This is a genomic window from Bradyrhizobium sp. B097 (assembly GCF_038957035.1).
Taxonomy (GTDB): Bacteria; Pseudomonadota; Alphaproteobacteria; order Rhizobiales; family Xanthobacteraceae; genus Bradyrhizobium.
On sequence record NZ_CP152412.1, the window covers coordinates 7,526,155 to 7,539,558 of the forward strand.

The window sequence follows — 13,404 nt, forward strand, 5'->3', positions numbered from 1 at the left end:
GCCTAGACCCTCTCGACCAGCTTCTGCCCGAACAGCCCCGACGGCCGGACCAGCAGCAGCACCAGCGCCACGACATAGGCGGCCCAGGCCTCGATGCCGCCGCCGAACAGCGGCCCGACATAGACTTCGGCGAGTTTCTCGATGGCGCCGATCAGAAGACCGCCGATGATCGCGCCGGCAATTGAATCGAAGCCGCCAAGCACCAGCACCGGCAGCGCCTTCAGCACCACGAGCGACAGCGAGAACTGCACGCCGAGACGCGCACCCCACAACAATCCGGCGACCAGCGCGACGACGCCGGAAGCCGTCCAGACGGTGGCCCAGACCCGCGGCAGCCGCAGGCCGACGGCGAGCGCCGCGAACGGATCTTCGGCGACCGCACGGAACGAGAGCCCGGCTCGCGTGTAACGGAAGAACAGCGAGAACAGCGCCACCAGGCTTCCCGCGACCACTGCTGCGAACAGGTCGAACCGGCTGATGAAGACACCGGCAATATCCAGCGGCACGTCGCTGATCCCGATGTCGAGGCCGTGAACCTGGGTGCCCCACAACAGCTGCGCGGCGCCCTCGATCACGTAGGACAGCCCGAGGGTTGCCATGAACAGAGTGATCGGCGGCTGGTTGATCAGCGGCCGCAGCACCGTGCGCTCGACGGTCACGCCGAGCACCACCATGATCGCCAGGGTGATCAGGAACGCAAGCGGAAACGAGAGGCCGCGCTCGACCAGGCTGACGAAGGTCAGCGCCGCGAACAGCAGCATGGCGCCCTGCGCAAAGTTGAGCACGCCCGAGGTCTTGTAGATCAGCACGAAGCCGATCGCGACCAGCGAGTACATCACTCCCGACAGCAGACCGCCGACCAGCACCTCGATCAGAAACTGATAATCGAACATCAGACCGCGAGCTCCGTGACGTCCTGATGCGCAACACCGAGATAGGCGTCGATCACCGCCTGGTCGGACCTCACCTCGTCGGGCGTGCCGTCGGCGATCTTGCGGCCGTTGTCGAGCACCGCGATTCGGTCCGACAGTCCCATCACCACGGCGATGTCATGCTCGATCAGCACGATGGTGGCGCCATAGCTGTCGCGCGCATTGCGCACGTGCTCGGACAGTTCGCGCTTCTCGCTCAAGGTGACGCCCGCGAACGGCTCGTCGAGCAACAACAAGGTCGGCCGCGCGACCAGCGCCCGCGCCAGTTCGACCCGCTTCTGCAAGCCGTAGGGCAAGCTTCCGGCGGCGCGCTCACGGACGTCGCCTAAGTGCAGGAAGCCAATGACATCCTCGGCGGCGGCGCGGTTCTCCGCCTCGATCCGGCGCGCCAGCGGCGAGCCGATGATCTGGCGCAGGAAACCGGCGCGGACGCGGTGCGCGAGCCCCATCAGGACATTGTCGAACACCGACAGCCCCTTGAAGATCGCAAGATTCTGGAACGTGCGCGCGACGCCGTGCGCGGCGAGATGTGCCGTCGGCACGTGGACAAATGCGCGCTCGCCGAGCCAGACCCGGCCGCGATCGGGACGGTAGAGCCCGCTGATGACGTTGAGCAGCGAGCTCTTGCCGGCTCCATTGGGCCCGATGACCGCGCGGATCTCTCCCGGTGCGACCGCAAGATCGACGTCGCGCAGCGCCGCGACGCCGCCGAATGCGAGCGAGATTTCGTTCAGCGCCAGCACCGGCCGTACCGCGCGATCGCCGGCCTGCGCGAGCACCCGTGTGGGGGCATCGGCAATCGCCGTTGCGCGCGCCTTCCCTTGCGCCGGAGCAGCCTCCAGCGCAAGGACACCGGTATTCGTCGCCACCGCGGTCACGTCGCCAGCCTCCCTATCACTCGGCAGCCTGGGCGTGCGCCGCGGTTTTCGCCTCCAGCGCGCGAACCAGCGGAATGACGCGACGGCCGAAATACTCGACCTCTTCCTGGAAATGCAGGAAGCCGAGCAGCACGAGGTCGACGCCGACCTGCTTCAGCGCGACGATGCGCTCGGCGATCTGCTCCGGCGTGCCGATCAGATTGGTCTTGAAGCCGTCATTGTATTGGACAAGGTCCTCGAAGCTCGATTTCGCCCAATTGCCCTGGCCTTCCGGCGAGGCCTTGCCGGCATTCTTCACCTCATGGCCGAAGGCATTGACCGCCTCCGGATCGGCCTTGACGATGATCTCGTCCAGCACGGCGCGCGCTTCGGCCTCGCTCTCGCGCGCGATCGCAAAGGCGTTGACGCCGATCTTGACCGAGTGATTATTGGCGCGCGCCTTGGCCCTGATATCGTCGACCTGCTTCTTGATCTCCTCGACCGAATTGCCGTTGGTGAAGTACCAGTCCGACACCCGCGCGGCCATGTCGCGCGCCGCGCGCGAGCTGCCGCCCTGAAAAATCTCGGGCAAGGGATGGGCCGGCTTCGGCTTCAGCGTGTAATCGGTGAAGCGGTAGAAATCGCCACGGAAGCTGAAATTGTCCTGCGTCCAGATTCCGCGCAGCGCACGGATGAATTCTTCCGAGCGGCGGTAGCGCTCGTCGTGGTCGAGCCAGGACTCGCCGATCGCCGTGAACTCGCCGCGGAACCAGCCGCTGACGATGTTGACGGCGACACGGCCCTCGGTGAGCTGGCTGATGGTCGCGATCTGCTTGGCCGCCACCGCCGGATTCCAGGGCCCAGGCAGCAGTGCCGCGATCACCTTCAGTTTCGTGGTCGCCGCGAGCAAGGCGTGGCTGAACGCGACCGGCTCATGCTGGAATTCGGCGCCATAGCCGGCGGTGAAGCGGATCTGGCTCAGTGCATAGTCGAAGCCGCTCGCTTCCGCGATCTGCGCCAGGCGGCGGTTGTAGTCGATGTCCCATCCGGTTCGCTGCTCGATCTTGCTGATGACCAATCCGCCGGAGACGTTGGGCACCCAGTAGGCGAATTTGATCTGATCATGGCTGGCGGTCATTGCAATTACCTCAAATGTTGGACGTGGAGGACGTGACGAGGCAGCACGAAGCGTTCGCGCGGCGCCGGGCCAGCGGGTTACGAAGCGGCTCATGCGGGCCGCCGGCGGATCTTGAATTACGGGAAGGTTGGCGCGATCAGCGTCCCTGATCCGCGCCGGCACGCGCTCGGAGCGTCAACAACACGCCGTGCGGCACGACGTCAGCGGCGCGACGCGGGTTCGAGATCGGTCAAACAGGTCAGTGCAAGTCATCCGCATTCCCCTCGCAAGCACCATCCGGCGAGCAATCAATATTTTCAGAGAAAGCAGAGACGAGCGAGTCCAAGGCAAACTCTTTTTCGGCGATTCCGGGAAAGCGGTATTCTTTTGTTGACGCAAAACGCATCGTTTGATGCTGAGCGGCCGAATTTCTATCCGTATCGGCGCGCCTATGCGGCGAGATCATGCGGCTTGCAGTAACATGCCGGCCCCCCTGAGATGAAGGAGAGGATAGTTCTGATGTTCGAAACGATTCTTTCCTGCACGCCGGACAGCGTAGATGTAAAATCACACGGCAGCGCGTGTCATCTTAGAGATTTATCTCTTGTGACGGCTCGACTGCGCTCAGCCAGGAAAATTGCGGAAACCAACCGGACCGGACTCGCGTCAATGACATGGAGATGGCGTGCCAAGCTTGCGCCCTGGCGTCGCTCGCCGTGACCTGATGACCAAGAGATCGCAAGCGCGTCTATCAAAGTAAGCGCTTTTGAAGCGGAGCGCGAAAACGGCGCCAAGACAAGCTGCCCTTTCAACGATCGTGATTTTCTCCGATAAGCTTGAGAAACACCGCCTGCCAGACTTCCGACGACGCCCCGATCGTGGATTTGCGTCAACATGAATGGTCCTTCTTGGATATCTTATCGCTCGAGGAGTTCTCCTTGACCTCTTTGCCCGGGATAGGCCGCTTGAACTGCGACGCTCGTCGACATTCGCCCCAAACGATCGGCTGACTTTTTCTTGGAGGCCGGCTCGTTTCGAGTTTCGAGAGATTTGGAGCCAGCAAATTCGCTAAAGCTTCTTCATTTGGAAATGTCGGGCGATCGACCATGGGGGGCGGCGACGGCGCTATCGAGGCGCCCGTGCGCGTTGATTGCGGACGCCCTCTTCAACTTTCACGTCGGCGGCTTTGGGAACAGTTCCCCCTTCAGCCGGAGGCCGCCGTATCCGCGATCGCGTATATAACGGATTTATACGCGATTGCGCATAGGCGCTGTTTATACGCGAATATTGATGATTTATGCGCGATTGCGCATGTCTTGTCCAAGAGGCGGGGGATGACCCAACAAATCGCACGAACAGAAAGGCAGCTCGGCGCCATCCTGCGCCGGGCTCGCAAAAAGGCCGGGCTGACGCAATCCGATCTCGGGAAAGTCATACATCTGCGCCAGGCGACGGTGTCCCGGCTCGAAGGAGGGGCACCGGCCATTCAACTGCACACCGTCATGGCAGCATTGGCCGCGCTTGATTTTGAGCTGGTCGTTCGCCCGCGGAGCAAAGCCAGTGCAGCCGATATCGAGGATATCTTCTGATGGCCCGTCCGCGAGCCAAGGAGCCGTTGAACGTGTTCGTGAACGGACGCCAGGCAGGGGTACTCAACCGCGAGTCCAGCGGGGCTATCGATTTCCGATACGATCCAGCCTGGCTCGCCTGGCAATCGACGTTCCCGATTTCGCTGTCATTGCCGCTCCGTGAAGATCGGTACATCGGCGCAGTGGTGACCGGTGTCTTCGACAATCTATTGCCGGATAGCGAGCAAATGCGCAGGCGTGTTGCGGAGCGCGTCGGAGCCAATGGTACCGACGCCTACAGCATGCTTTCGTCCCTCGGCCACGACTGCGTTGGCGCGCTCCAATTCTTGCCGGAAGGCATCGATCCGGGCCGGGCGGGAACGACCGATGGCACATATGTGAGCGATGAGGACGTTAGCAAACTCATTCAAAACCTGGCCACAGCGCCGCTTGGCCTCGGCGAGGACGAGGATTTTCGTATCTCGCTGGCTGGCGCTCAAGAAAAGACGGCTCTGCTGCGCCGAAGCGGCAAATGGTACAAACCGTCCGGGACAACGGCGACAACCCATATTCTGAAGCCGCAGATCGGTCGCTTACCAAATGGGGTTGATCTCTCAAACGGCGTCGAGAACGAATATTTCTGTCTCAAGCTGATCAAGGCGCTTGGCATACCGGCTGCCAATGCAGAGATTGCCGACTTCGGCGGCCGACGCACACTCATCGTCGAGCGCTTTGACCGCCGCTGGACTCAGGACAAACGTTTGCTCCGGCTTCCGCAAGAAGACTGCTGCCAAGCGCTTTCCGTCCCGCCGACCCGAAAATCTCAATCCGACGGCGGTCCCGGCGTGAAGGAAATCTTTGATCTGCTAAAAGGCAGCGATTATCCCGCTGAAGATATCGCGGTCTTCATGCGCGCGGGGATCGTATTTTGGTTGATCGGCGCGACGGATGCCCACGGCAAAAACTTCAGCGTCTTCCTTCATCCCGGCGGACGTTTCCGTCTCACGCCCCTTTATGACGTGTTGAGTGCGCAGCCGAGCCACGATGCAAAGCAAATCCAACCCAAGGCACTTAAACTCGCCATGTCGGTCGGCAAGAGCCGCCACCATACCGTAAATGAGATGCGGCCGCGGCACTTCATCCAGACGGCAGAAATGTCGGGCGTCGGGATCGCTGTCGTGCGCACGATTTTTGATGATCTAGCCACGACATTCGAGGCGAACTTCCAGGAGGTCGTCAAAGCTTTGCCTACAGGCTTCCCGAGAAACCTCACGGAATCGATCCGGATCGCGGCTCTGCACCGCATCAAACTCATCAACGAAGCAAACTAGGCTGGCCGACTGCCGGTCGATGGCCGCCCGCTCTATGGTGATGCGCTGGCCGAAGCTGGCGTGCGTCTGGGGATCCCAGAACATGAAAGCCGTTCGCAGGTTGTTGGCGAGACGGTTCAGATATCGGCCGCCGGGATCCAGTTGATCCGGTCGGGCCAAGATCGCCGACACCGGCAGCGGGTCACTTCGGCGACCATGCGAGCGATTCCAGAGCTCTCAGAAATGCCGAGAGGTGCTCTATGCCTCCGAAGATCGGGCTGTCGTCTGCGCCGAACGGCGCGGCGAGGCTCGGGCATGTGCGATGATGCGGCACAGATCGGATCTCGTAAAGATAGCTTGGGCTTCAAGCCGATCGTCTGTCTAGCCGTCGACGGCGCGCCGTAATCGATTCTTTGGTAGGCATCCGACCTGCCGCGCGGATCGGCGCTATGATCGTCCTCGCGACACCGGTGCGTTGAGAGCTGAGATGGACGCCCGAGCCCTCGAGCGCAACGCGGTTAGCCAACGTCTCACATGACGCGCTCACAGATAGACGGCTTGATGCACAATCGCGGTCACGACATTCACGCATCGATCTTGCTCGGCACCGCAGGCATTCCGATCGCCAAGGCAGCGCCCAATGAGGGCAGCGATACGGCACTCGTTGCCGCCCGTATGGCGATCGAACTGCCGGCCCGTTACCTGGATATCGCTAACAAGCCTGTTGTCATTTCGGTCACGCAATTCCTCGCCGACGGCAATGCGGGCAACGTTATCACCGCGGATGCCGATGTCAGCGGCACCATTCGCAGCTTCGAGAATATCTCCCTGGGCGAGAACGGCGAGCCCTCACTTGAGGAAAAGCTCGATCAGCTAGTCTCGCGAATGGCATCGGAGGCGGCCGTAAATTACGACTGGGCGGTCCGACCGGGTGCGCCGGCGACACGAAACGACCCTGCGCTGTTCGAGCAGATCATCGCGCCTCTCGGGCGGACATGGCCTGGGATGCTCGATACGCCCTGGGCGTGGCATGTTCTCGGAAGCTTTCTCATATTATACCGGCGTCATGCCCGCCCTGTACTTCTCCATCGGAGTTAGCAAGGACGGACGCGGACTCGCGGTGGTGCATACAAAGGAGTTCGACGCGCACCCCGATAGTTTCGCCCACGGGCTTCGTCTCATGACGACGTTGGCAGTTATTGGGACGACCGACAAAATGGACTGGTAGTAGACAACCGGAAGATAGCCTCTAAAGATGAGCCGCGGGTGTATTATTGCGGTTTCACCCCCATCACTGCGCGCCCACCGGCGCGGCGAAAGTGGAAGCAGTGCTTCGCCGAAACCCAATGACGAACGCCCATGATCTGGCGCTTCAACATAGCCCACACACTTTCAATCGTCTGGCGACTACATCTCCTCCGCGCTGCGATGGGCTATGCTACCAGATTGGCCAGTACATCAGCCCTTTCCAAACTAGCCCTTAACGCTTCATCTGACACATGGGTATAAATTTCGGTCGTCGATATGCTTGAATGTCCAAGTAGCTTTTGAACGAACCGAATATCAACGCCACGCTCGATCAATAGAGTTGCGGCCGTATGGCGTAACATGTGCGGCGTGATACGGCGTCTGTTGCTTGATACTTCAGAATAACGACGAAGCGCTCTTCGAACCGATTGGGGTCTCATCGGCCGCTTAAGTCGGTTCAAGAACAGATGCGCAACCTTGATCGGCTCTTTCGCGCGACACTCCAGCAACTGCAAGATCTCAGACTGAAGCACCGCATCGGAGACATAGACATGCCGGTCTCTCGCTCCCTTGCCGCAAATCCTGACGCGCGTTCCTTCCGGGGCGACATCAGAAATGCGTATCTTGCAAAGCTCACCCACTCTTATGCCGGTTGCGATCATTAGGCGAGCCGCGATTAGAACCGGCCTGATGGACGTGCTGACCTTCCCGCCCGTGCTTGCCAAGCTTGACAATACGCCTCGAACTTCTGAGCGCGAGAGACAACGGGGCAGTCCCTTGCGGCGCGGAAGTTCTAGACGCCAGCCATGAAACGGATCTGCCGCCCGGGCCAGGGTGGCCGTCCGTCGAAAGAATGTACGCAGACAAGCGAAGCGTCGACGTGCAGTTGAAATCGAAAGCCTTCGACGCTCCAACAGATCGGTGAGATAAGCGCCGAGATCTGCACTGACTATTGAGGACACCGAACGATCGACACCCAAGAAGCGATGAAAATCGTTCAGATCCGCAGCATAGGCTTCAAGGCTGTGCGTGGACAGCTGCCGTTCGATCGCACAATACCGCAAGTAGTCGGTAACTGCTGAGCTGATCAGCATCAGAAGTACACTCCATTACCCAATTCAGCCAGTCTCTATCGCAAAGACGGCCCGAATTGGCATGGGCTCAAACTCCTTCATGGTAAACGCGATCACAATTTGCGGCTGAAAGGCACATAACTCGGAATTATTGCTTTTTGACCAGCGCTTTTCGGGTCCAAGAAAACGCATTCCTCGATGAGCTCAATGATCTTGTCGAAGAATACGCTCGCAATCATCGTCGAGAACCAACCGACGTATCCCATTGGGATCCGTCTCCCGAATTCGTGCAAACAGTTAGGGCAGCTCTGCCGTTCCCCAAAACGATGGACCCCATCCCGTACAGGTACTCGTATCACCTGCTGACCAAATCGGCGGTGCTCAGAAAGTTGGGGTTGGATTCGAACGAAGTCGGCGCGTTGTTCACCGAGAACGGATCGGAGTCAATTTCATCCGTTTCCAACGCTCTCAAGCTCACGGGGGTGACGGATGTGCATATTCTTGATCCGAGCTATTTCACGACTCATCACAACCTGAGCCGGCTTGGAATCCGTGTCCACCGCACAACGCGAGCGCGGCTTGATGATACACTTGGCGCTCTGCGTAACCTTCCTCCGACTCCTGATCATGCCATCTGGGTTACGGATCCGATCTACAATACCGGCGTCTATCTGCCGGAAGAATTCATTGACGCGTTAGTCGTCAAAGCGAACGAGGGCACAAAGGTGGTCGTCGATGAGACGCTTTCAATTTTTCCAGGACGGTTGGCGAAAGCCATGGGTCCATCCCATCAATTTTTCGGAATTTATACGCCTCATAAGGCGATTTGTGTGAATGGAATGAAATTCTCTATCGTCGTGTTCCGGAAAGCGCTAGAGAGTTCGTTCGAAGATTGGGCCGACGTCTTGTCCGGTGGACTCGGTATCTCCTCGCTCGCTGCGGTCGAGCATTTTCTATCCGATGACTACGACCAATACCGAAAGGCATTCCTCGAGGCGATCGATCCAGTCAGAAAATGGCATACCGAGCTGGTCGCGAGCTTCGGACATAGAGTAGCCTTGGATAAATCCTCAACCGGACATTTTGCGACAGTCTACTTCCGCAACATAAGCGCCTCCCTCGGCACATCAATCGATTTTTTGAGATCCGTCATTGAGCATACAGGCACATTCTTCATTCCCGGAAACAGGAGTGGATTCAGCCCGGACTTGGGATTTTGCTTCCGGATAAACCTCTCCAGGGATTCCTTGCAATTTCGGGGAGCCCTTCAGCGCCTATATCGTCACCTGGCCAATTGAGCGGTTCGCTTCCTGGTCTATTTCGACGCGCAGCAGTTTCGGCGTGAATTGTTCCAGGTCAGAGATAATGCGCTTGGACTGCGAATTTGACGCGAGCTCGAGATACTTCTGCAACTCGCGCGTTACGGTCGGTGACGAAGCGGCGATAGGTTGGAGCGCGCGCCGCCGGATGGCGGCAGGCAAGTGCGGGGAGAAAAGTATCTTCGCGCGAGCTCTGATGTAGATAACGCGCTCCACTATTCTTTCGATCATCGAGAGACAGATGAGAACACTGCTCAAGGTTGCCACCGAAAGTGACAGCATCTCAATATACGAACCTGACCTTGCTTCTATGAGTCTCGGTGCAAATCCGGGAAGCACGCCGCTCCGATGGAGACCGCCAAGCCAATCGCTGAAGGAAATCGATGGCTCGGTATCGAATACGAAAGAGACCAGCAGCTCCTCTGAAGGCGACATGCTCTCCAGCGGCTCTAACAACGCCTCCATTGCGGCAAGCTCGGCGTGCTCGGCATCCTTCAACGCGTGAATCAGTATTTTTACAGCATCGCCAATGTGGCGGCGAGCACCTTCCGCTATGCTACAGACTGTCTCCAGTCCTCGCGCAATCGATAGGAACGGCAGTCGCGACTGCCGCGACAATAGCTCGACAACACGACTAAGAAACTTCAGTTCATCAGCGCCGACCGCGCGTCGGCCATTCGGCTCGCCGGCAAGACTAGAGAAAGCCAATTCAAGCGAATCTATGGGTGTCAAGAGGCCAAAATTCAAACTCAGCATCGCTGCTAGGAAAGGCCAGTGACGGGCCTCGTAAGTTGTACGAAGATCTCTGACGAGGCCAGCGCCACTCGAGTGCTCCAAAGCAGCGCCTCGCCAGACAAGCGTCAATGCATCGAGGTTGTCCGTCGACAAGCCGAAGGTCAGTCCCACAGATTCGGCATTGAAGCCACACCTGTCGAATCCGCATTCTATAAAGAGGTGATACTGCGAAGTGCAGTCGGAAAGATCGGTTCGCTCGAAGCGAGTTCTCTCGAAGCGACAATGCAAAAGGGTAGCCCTGTGAAAACTGCAGTTGACCAGGGCCGTCTCTTCGAGGTCGTTTTCCTCGAAGGTCTGCAATTCGAAGACGCACTCGCGAAATTCGCAGCTGCTGTAGCGACTGGACCTGACGGATCCCTGTTGGAACGAACAACCTTCGAACACAGTCTGAACTGCATCAACGGAACGGAAGTCCGCGACGCTGAAATCGCAATTCGAGAATATGCAAGACTCGAAGACAGCCGCCTCGAAATCCGACCGGCTGAAATCGCATCCTCGGAAGCTGCAATCCCGGAATAGCGTTCCCGAAAAAAGAGACTGTCGGGCGGTGCGTCCCTCTAGGCTGACGCCGATGAGAGTTTCGCCGGTAAAGTCGCTCTTGTCGTCCCATTTCGAAAGGATATCCGCGTTCGAACGCGTCGCAGCCCGAAGCTCATTATCGTTCTTCTGAACTACCATAATTCCGAGTTATGTGCTGTTAGAGATGCCGAATTGGCCGCTCCGAAAGCCCTGATACTAGTAATCCGCGAAGAAAAGGCAATAGAACAACCGCTGGTAAATGGGAATTGTCTCCTCCTCGGGACTAGACCAATGAACGTCTGGGTTGAGCCGCCAAGTCTCGGGCTGCCCTTCGCGCGCCACAGGTCGCAGCCTTACCGGGCCAACAGCAAGATCTCTCACCGGGCCTGATCTTCCCCCAAAACAGTGGACAGGGTTAAGCTGTTTTTAGCTCCATTTCGATCGGGGCGATATATCCGATGGCGGAGTGGAGACGGATCCGATTGTAGAAGCCCTCGATGAAGGTGAAGATGTCGCGCTGGGCCTCGGCGCGGGTCTCGTATTGGCGATGATGAACGAGCTCGGTCTTCAGGGTATGGAAGAAGCTTTCCATCGGGGCATTGTCGTAGCAGTCGGCCTTGCGGCTCATCGATGCGGTGATGCCGGCGGTCGACAGGACCGCGCGATAGTCCTGTGAGGCGTACTGCACGCCGCGATCGGAATGATGGATCAATCCGGCCTCCGGCCGCTGCTGGCGGATCGCCATGGTCAAGGCGGACGAGGCGAGTTCGACCTGCATGTGATCGCGCATCGCCCAGCCGACGATTTTGCGGCTGAAGAGGTCCATGATGGCTGCCAGATAGAGCCAGCCCTCTGCCGTCGGAATGTAGGTGATATCGGCGAGCCAGATTAGGTTCGGAGCCGCAGCTGCAAAGTGACGTTCGATGAGGTTCGACGCGATCGGCATGCCATGACGGCTGTCGGTGGTCCGAACGCGACGCGGTGCTGCCATGATGGCGCGGATGCCGTGCCGATGCATCAAGCGTTCGATCCGGCCACGACTGACGCCACCTCCCTGCGCCCGCATCGCGGCATGGATGCGTGGGCTGCCATAGCGGCCGCCGCTGTCCTGATGGACCTGTCGGATCGAAGCCAGGAGCGCAGTATTAGTGGTTGTACGGGCGCTCGCCGGCCGCTCCCGCCAAGCGTAATAGCCGGCCGCCGAGACCCCGAGCACAGCGCACATCAGCCGCACCGGATAGGCATCGCGATGGTCCTCGATGAAGCGGAAGCTCATGTCCGTGTTCCGGCAAAGATCGCGATCGACTTTTTTAGAATGTCCCGTTCCATGCGCAGCCGCTCGTTCTCCTCGCGCAGCCGGGCGATCTCGGCAGCCTGGTCCGCCGGCATCGGCGCCGCCTGCGTCGCGGGGCGCCGCGTCGCCGATGCCGGCACATGCCGCAGCTTCTCCACCCAGCGCCGCAATACCGAGTCGCGCAGACCGAGTTCCTTGCCGACCGACGTGATCGACCGACCACTCGAGACCACCAGTTCAGCGGCCTGCCGCTTGTACTCCTCGGTAAACGACCGACGTTGACGCTCTTGCATCCGACACCTCTTGGCTCTCAGAGCCTACTACAGGTGTCCACTCATTCGGAGGAGGTTCAACCAGCTCGCCTCCTCACGCAGGATCTTTACGAGTTCTGCCCTTGCCTCGCCTCCCTCGGCGGCTTTCGCTGCATCGACGCAACTCGAGGGATCGATCTCCTCGAACGTTCGGCCCTCACAGAGGGGTCTGAGCAGTTCAATGCCGCTGAGGGCGGAATGCGCCTTCGCAAGCATCGTTGTTTCGGCTTCTGCCGGATCGTAGGCGTCTCCGACGAGCGCCGTGTAGGCCTCCCTGATGTTGCCTCGGGCGCGCTGGACGGACACGGCCGCGCTGTTCTGCTTGGCTTCCTTGCTGGCGACACCAAAGTGATTGTTGAATGCCCTCGTGTTTGTCAGCGAGGCCAACCCCTGTCGCAGCGACGAATAACGCTTCAGGCCTAGCAGCCCGGCGAACGACCGGCCGCGCTTCTGCGGCGCAAAATCGATAAAGTCCTGAAATGTCTTTCCATCGAGAAGGACGAATTCGGGATTGAGGTCCGCCAGAATCGCATGTCCGTCTGCACCTGCACTAGCCGCAACGGTTCGCCCGCCGTCCGCATCGTGCCGGACAGTCACATCGACCTCGGCGCCGCCGCTGGCAGGCACAAGAGTCAGGGTGATCGTTCCCACACCACCCGTATGGAAGCGATTGAGATAGTAGGACGAGCCTTTTTCGGCCGCGGGCAGTTCGTCGAGCTTGGGGATGCGACCGGTAATCGCGTAGACCACCGCGTCAAAGATTGATGTCTTTCCCACCCCGTTCGGTGCGGATACTGAATTGACGCAGTCGGGCTTGAGTTTAAGAACGAGGGGGGCACCCTCGTTGTTGATGCCGCGAAAGCCTTCGATCGAGATTTTCTGAAGATGCCAGCCGCTCATCGCACAGTGCTCTCCTCGGAGAGGAGGTCGTCCCGTGGGGTTCGACTGGCGCGGTCGCTGCGTATAGCGCGTCCAGGAGCGCATCCTGATCGAGGACGATTTCCAGGCTGAGCTTTGAAAGTGCCCCGGACAGCACGTCCGCCAGAGCATCGTCGATTCGT

11 protein-coding genes are annotated in these 13,404 nt (G+C 59.4%); 4 read left to right on the forward strand and 7 right to left on the reverse strand.

The window, feature by feature from the left end:
- Positions 1-2: 2 nt before the first annotated feature.
- From AAFG07_RS34505 to sfnG, 3 genes are read right to left on the reverse strand one after another with little or no spacing between them, the layout of a single operon-like run.
- Positions 3-893: a branched-chain amino acid ABC transporter permease gene (locus AAFG07_RS34505; protein WP_342724149.1), complete on the reverse strand. Its 891-nt coding sequence runs from the start codon at positions 891-893 to the stop codon at positions 3-5.
- Positions 893-1,810: an ABC transporter ATP-binding protein gene (locus AAFG07_RS34510; protein ID WP_342724150.1), complete on the reverse strand. Its 918-nt coding sequence runs from the start codon at positions 1,808-1,810 to the stop codon at positions 893-895. The genes AAFG07_RS34505 and AAFG07_RS34510 overlap by 1 nt, the downstream gene beginning before the upstream one ends.
- Positions 1,811-1,826: 16 nt before the next feature.
- Complete coding sequence (gene sfnG, locus AAFG07_RS34515; RefSeq protein WP_342724151.1) at positions 1,827-2,927, reverse strand: dimethylsulfone monooxygenase SfnG; 1,101 nt, start codon at positions 2,925-2,927, stop codon at positions 1,827-1,829.
- A gap of 1,313 nt (positions 2,928-4,240) precedes the next feature.
- On the opposite strand from sfnG, the gene AAFG07_RS34520 reads away from it, so the two are divergent.
- The 3 genes from AAFG07_RS34520 (at position 4,241) to AAFG07_RS34530 (ending at position 6,882) form a co-directional block, all read left to right on the forward strand.
- A complete protein-coding gene (locus AAFG07_RS34520; RefSeq protein WP_342724152.1) occupies positions 4,241-4,495 on the forward strand; it encodes a helix-turn-helix domain-containing protein in 255 nt (84 codons plus the stop codon).
- On the forward strand, positions 4,495-5,805 hold the full coding sequence (locus AAFG07_RS34525; protein WP_342724153.1) for a type II toxin-antitoxin system HipA family toxin: 1,311 nt from the start codon (positions 4,495-4,497) through the stop codon (positions 5,803-5,805). The genes AAFG07_RS34520 and AAFG07_RS34525 overlap by 1 nt, the downstream gene beginning before the upstream one ends.
- A gap of 513 nt (positions 5,806-6,318) precedes the next feature.
- Positions 6,319-6,882: a hypothetical protein gene (locus AAFG07_RS34530; RefSeq protein ID WP_342724154.1), complete on the forward strand. Its 564-nt coding sequence runs from the start codon at positions 6,319-6,321 to the stop codon at positions 6,880-6,882.
- Between the two features lie 335 nt (positions 6,883-7,217).
- On the opposite strand, the gene AAFG07_RS34535 is transcribed toward AAFG07_RS34530, so the two are convergent.
- On the reverse strand, positions 7,218-8,126 hold the full coding sequence (locus AAFG07_RS34535; RefSeq protein WP_342724155.1) for a tyrosine-type recombinase/integrase: 909 nt from the start codon (positions 8,124-8,126) through the stop codon (positions 7,218-7,220).
- A gap of 137 nt (positions 8,127-8,263) precedes the next feature.
- Between AAFG07_RS34535 and AAFG07_RS34540 the strand changes: the two genes are divergently transcribed.
- Entirely contained in the window at positions 8,264-9,403 is a 1,140-nt protein-coding gene (locus AAFG07_RS34540) for a hypothetical protein (RefSeq protein ID WP_342724156.1), read from the forward strand.
- Here the strand turns inward: AAFG07_RS34540 and AAFG07_RS34545 are convergent.
- The 3 genes from AAFG07_RS34545 to AAFG07_RS34555 all read right to left on the reverse strand — a co-directional run bounded on the left by AAFG07_RS34545 (position 9,380) and on the right by AAFG07_RS34555 (position 13,243).
- Positions 9,380-10,897: a pentapeptide repeat-containing protein gene (locus AAFG07_RS34545; protein ID WP_342724157.1), complete on the reverse strand. Its 1,518-nt coding sequence runs from the start codon at positions 10,895-10,897 to the stop codon at positions 9,380-9,382. The genes AAFG07_RS34540 and AAFG07_RS34545 overlap by 24 nt on opposite strands.
- Positions 10,898-11,153: 256 nt before the next feature.
- Positions 11,154-12,325 (reverse strand): IS3 family transposase gene (locus tag AAFG07_RS34550; protein WP_342724158.1). Its coding sequence is split into 2 segments (ribosomal slippage): positions 11,154-12,040 and positions 12,040-12,325, totalling 1,173 coding nucleotides; the frame shifts between segments, so codons are not numbered across the junction.
- Positions 12,326-12,352: 27 nt separating this feature from the next.
- The gene (locus tag AAFG07_RS34555; RefSeq protein ID WP_342724159.1) at positions 12,353-13,243 is read right to left on the reverse strand and encodes an AAA family ATPase; all 891 of its coding nucleotides are present in this window, start codon (positions 13,241-13,243) and stop codon (positions 12,353-12,355) included.
- Positions 13,244-13,404: the final 161 nt, after the last annotated feature.

What these genes read in the sequence shown, in the direction of transcription:
- AAFG07_RS34505 (WP_342724149.1), bottom strand. Translation starts at nt 893, where the DNA reads ATGTTCGATTATCAGTTTCTGATCGAGGTGCTGGTCGGCGGTCTGCTG.
- sfnG (WP_342724151.1), bottom strand. Translation starts at nt 2,927, where the DNA reads ATGACCGCCAGCCATGATCAGATCAAATTCGCCTACTGGGTGCCCAAC.
- AAFG07_RS34520 (WP_342724152.1), top strand. Translation starts at nt 4,241, where the DNA reads ATGACCCAACAAATCGCACGAACAGAAAGGCAGCTCGGCGCCATCCTG.
- AAFG07_RS34525 (WP_342724153.1), top strand. Translation starts at nt 4,495, where the DNA reads ATGGCCCGTCCGCGAGCCAAGGAGCCGTTGAACGTGTTCGTGAACGGA.
- AAFG07_RS34530 (WP_342724154.1), top strand. Translation starts at nt 6,319, where the DNA reads ATGACGCGCTCACAGATAGACGGCTTGATGCACAATCGCGGTCACGAC.
- AAFG07_RS34535 (WP_342724155.1), bottom strand. Translation starts at nt 8,126, where the DNA reads ATGCTGATCAGCTCAGCAGTTACCGACTACTTGCGGTATTGTGCGATC.
- AAFG07_RS34545 (WP_342724157.1), bottom strand. Translation starts at nt 10,897, where the DNA reads ATGGTAGTTCAGAAGAACGATAATGAGCTTCGGGCTGCGACGCGTTCG.
- AAFG07_RS34555 (WP_342724159.1), bottom strand. Translation starts at nt 13,243, where the DNA reads ATGAGCGGCTGGCATCTTCAGAAAATCTCGATCGAAGGCTTTCGCGGC.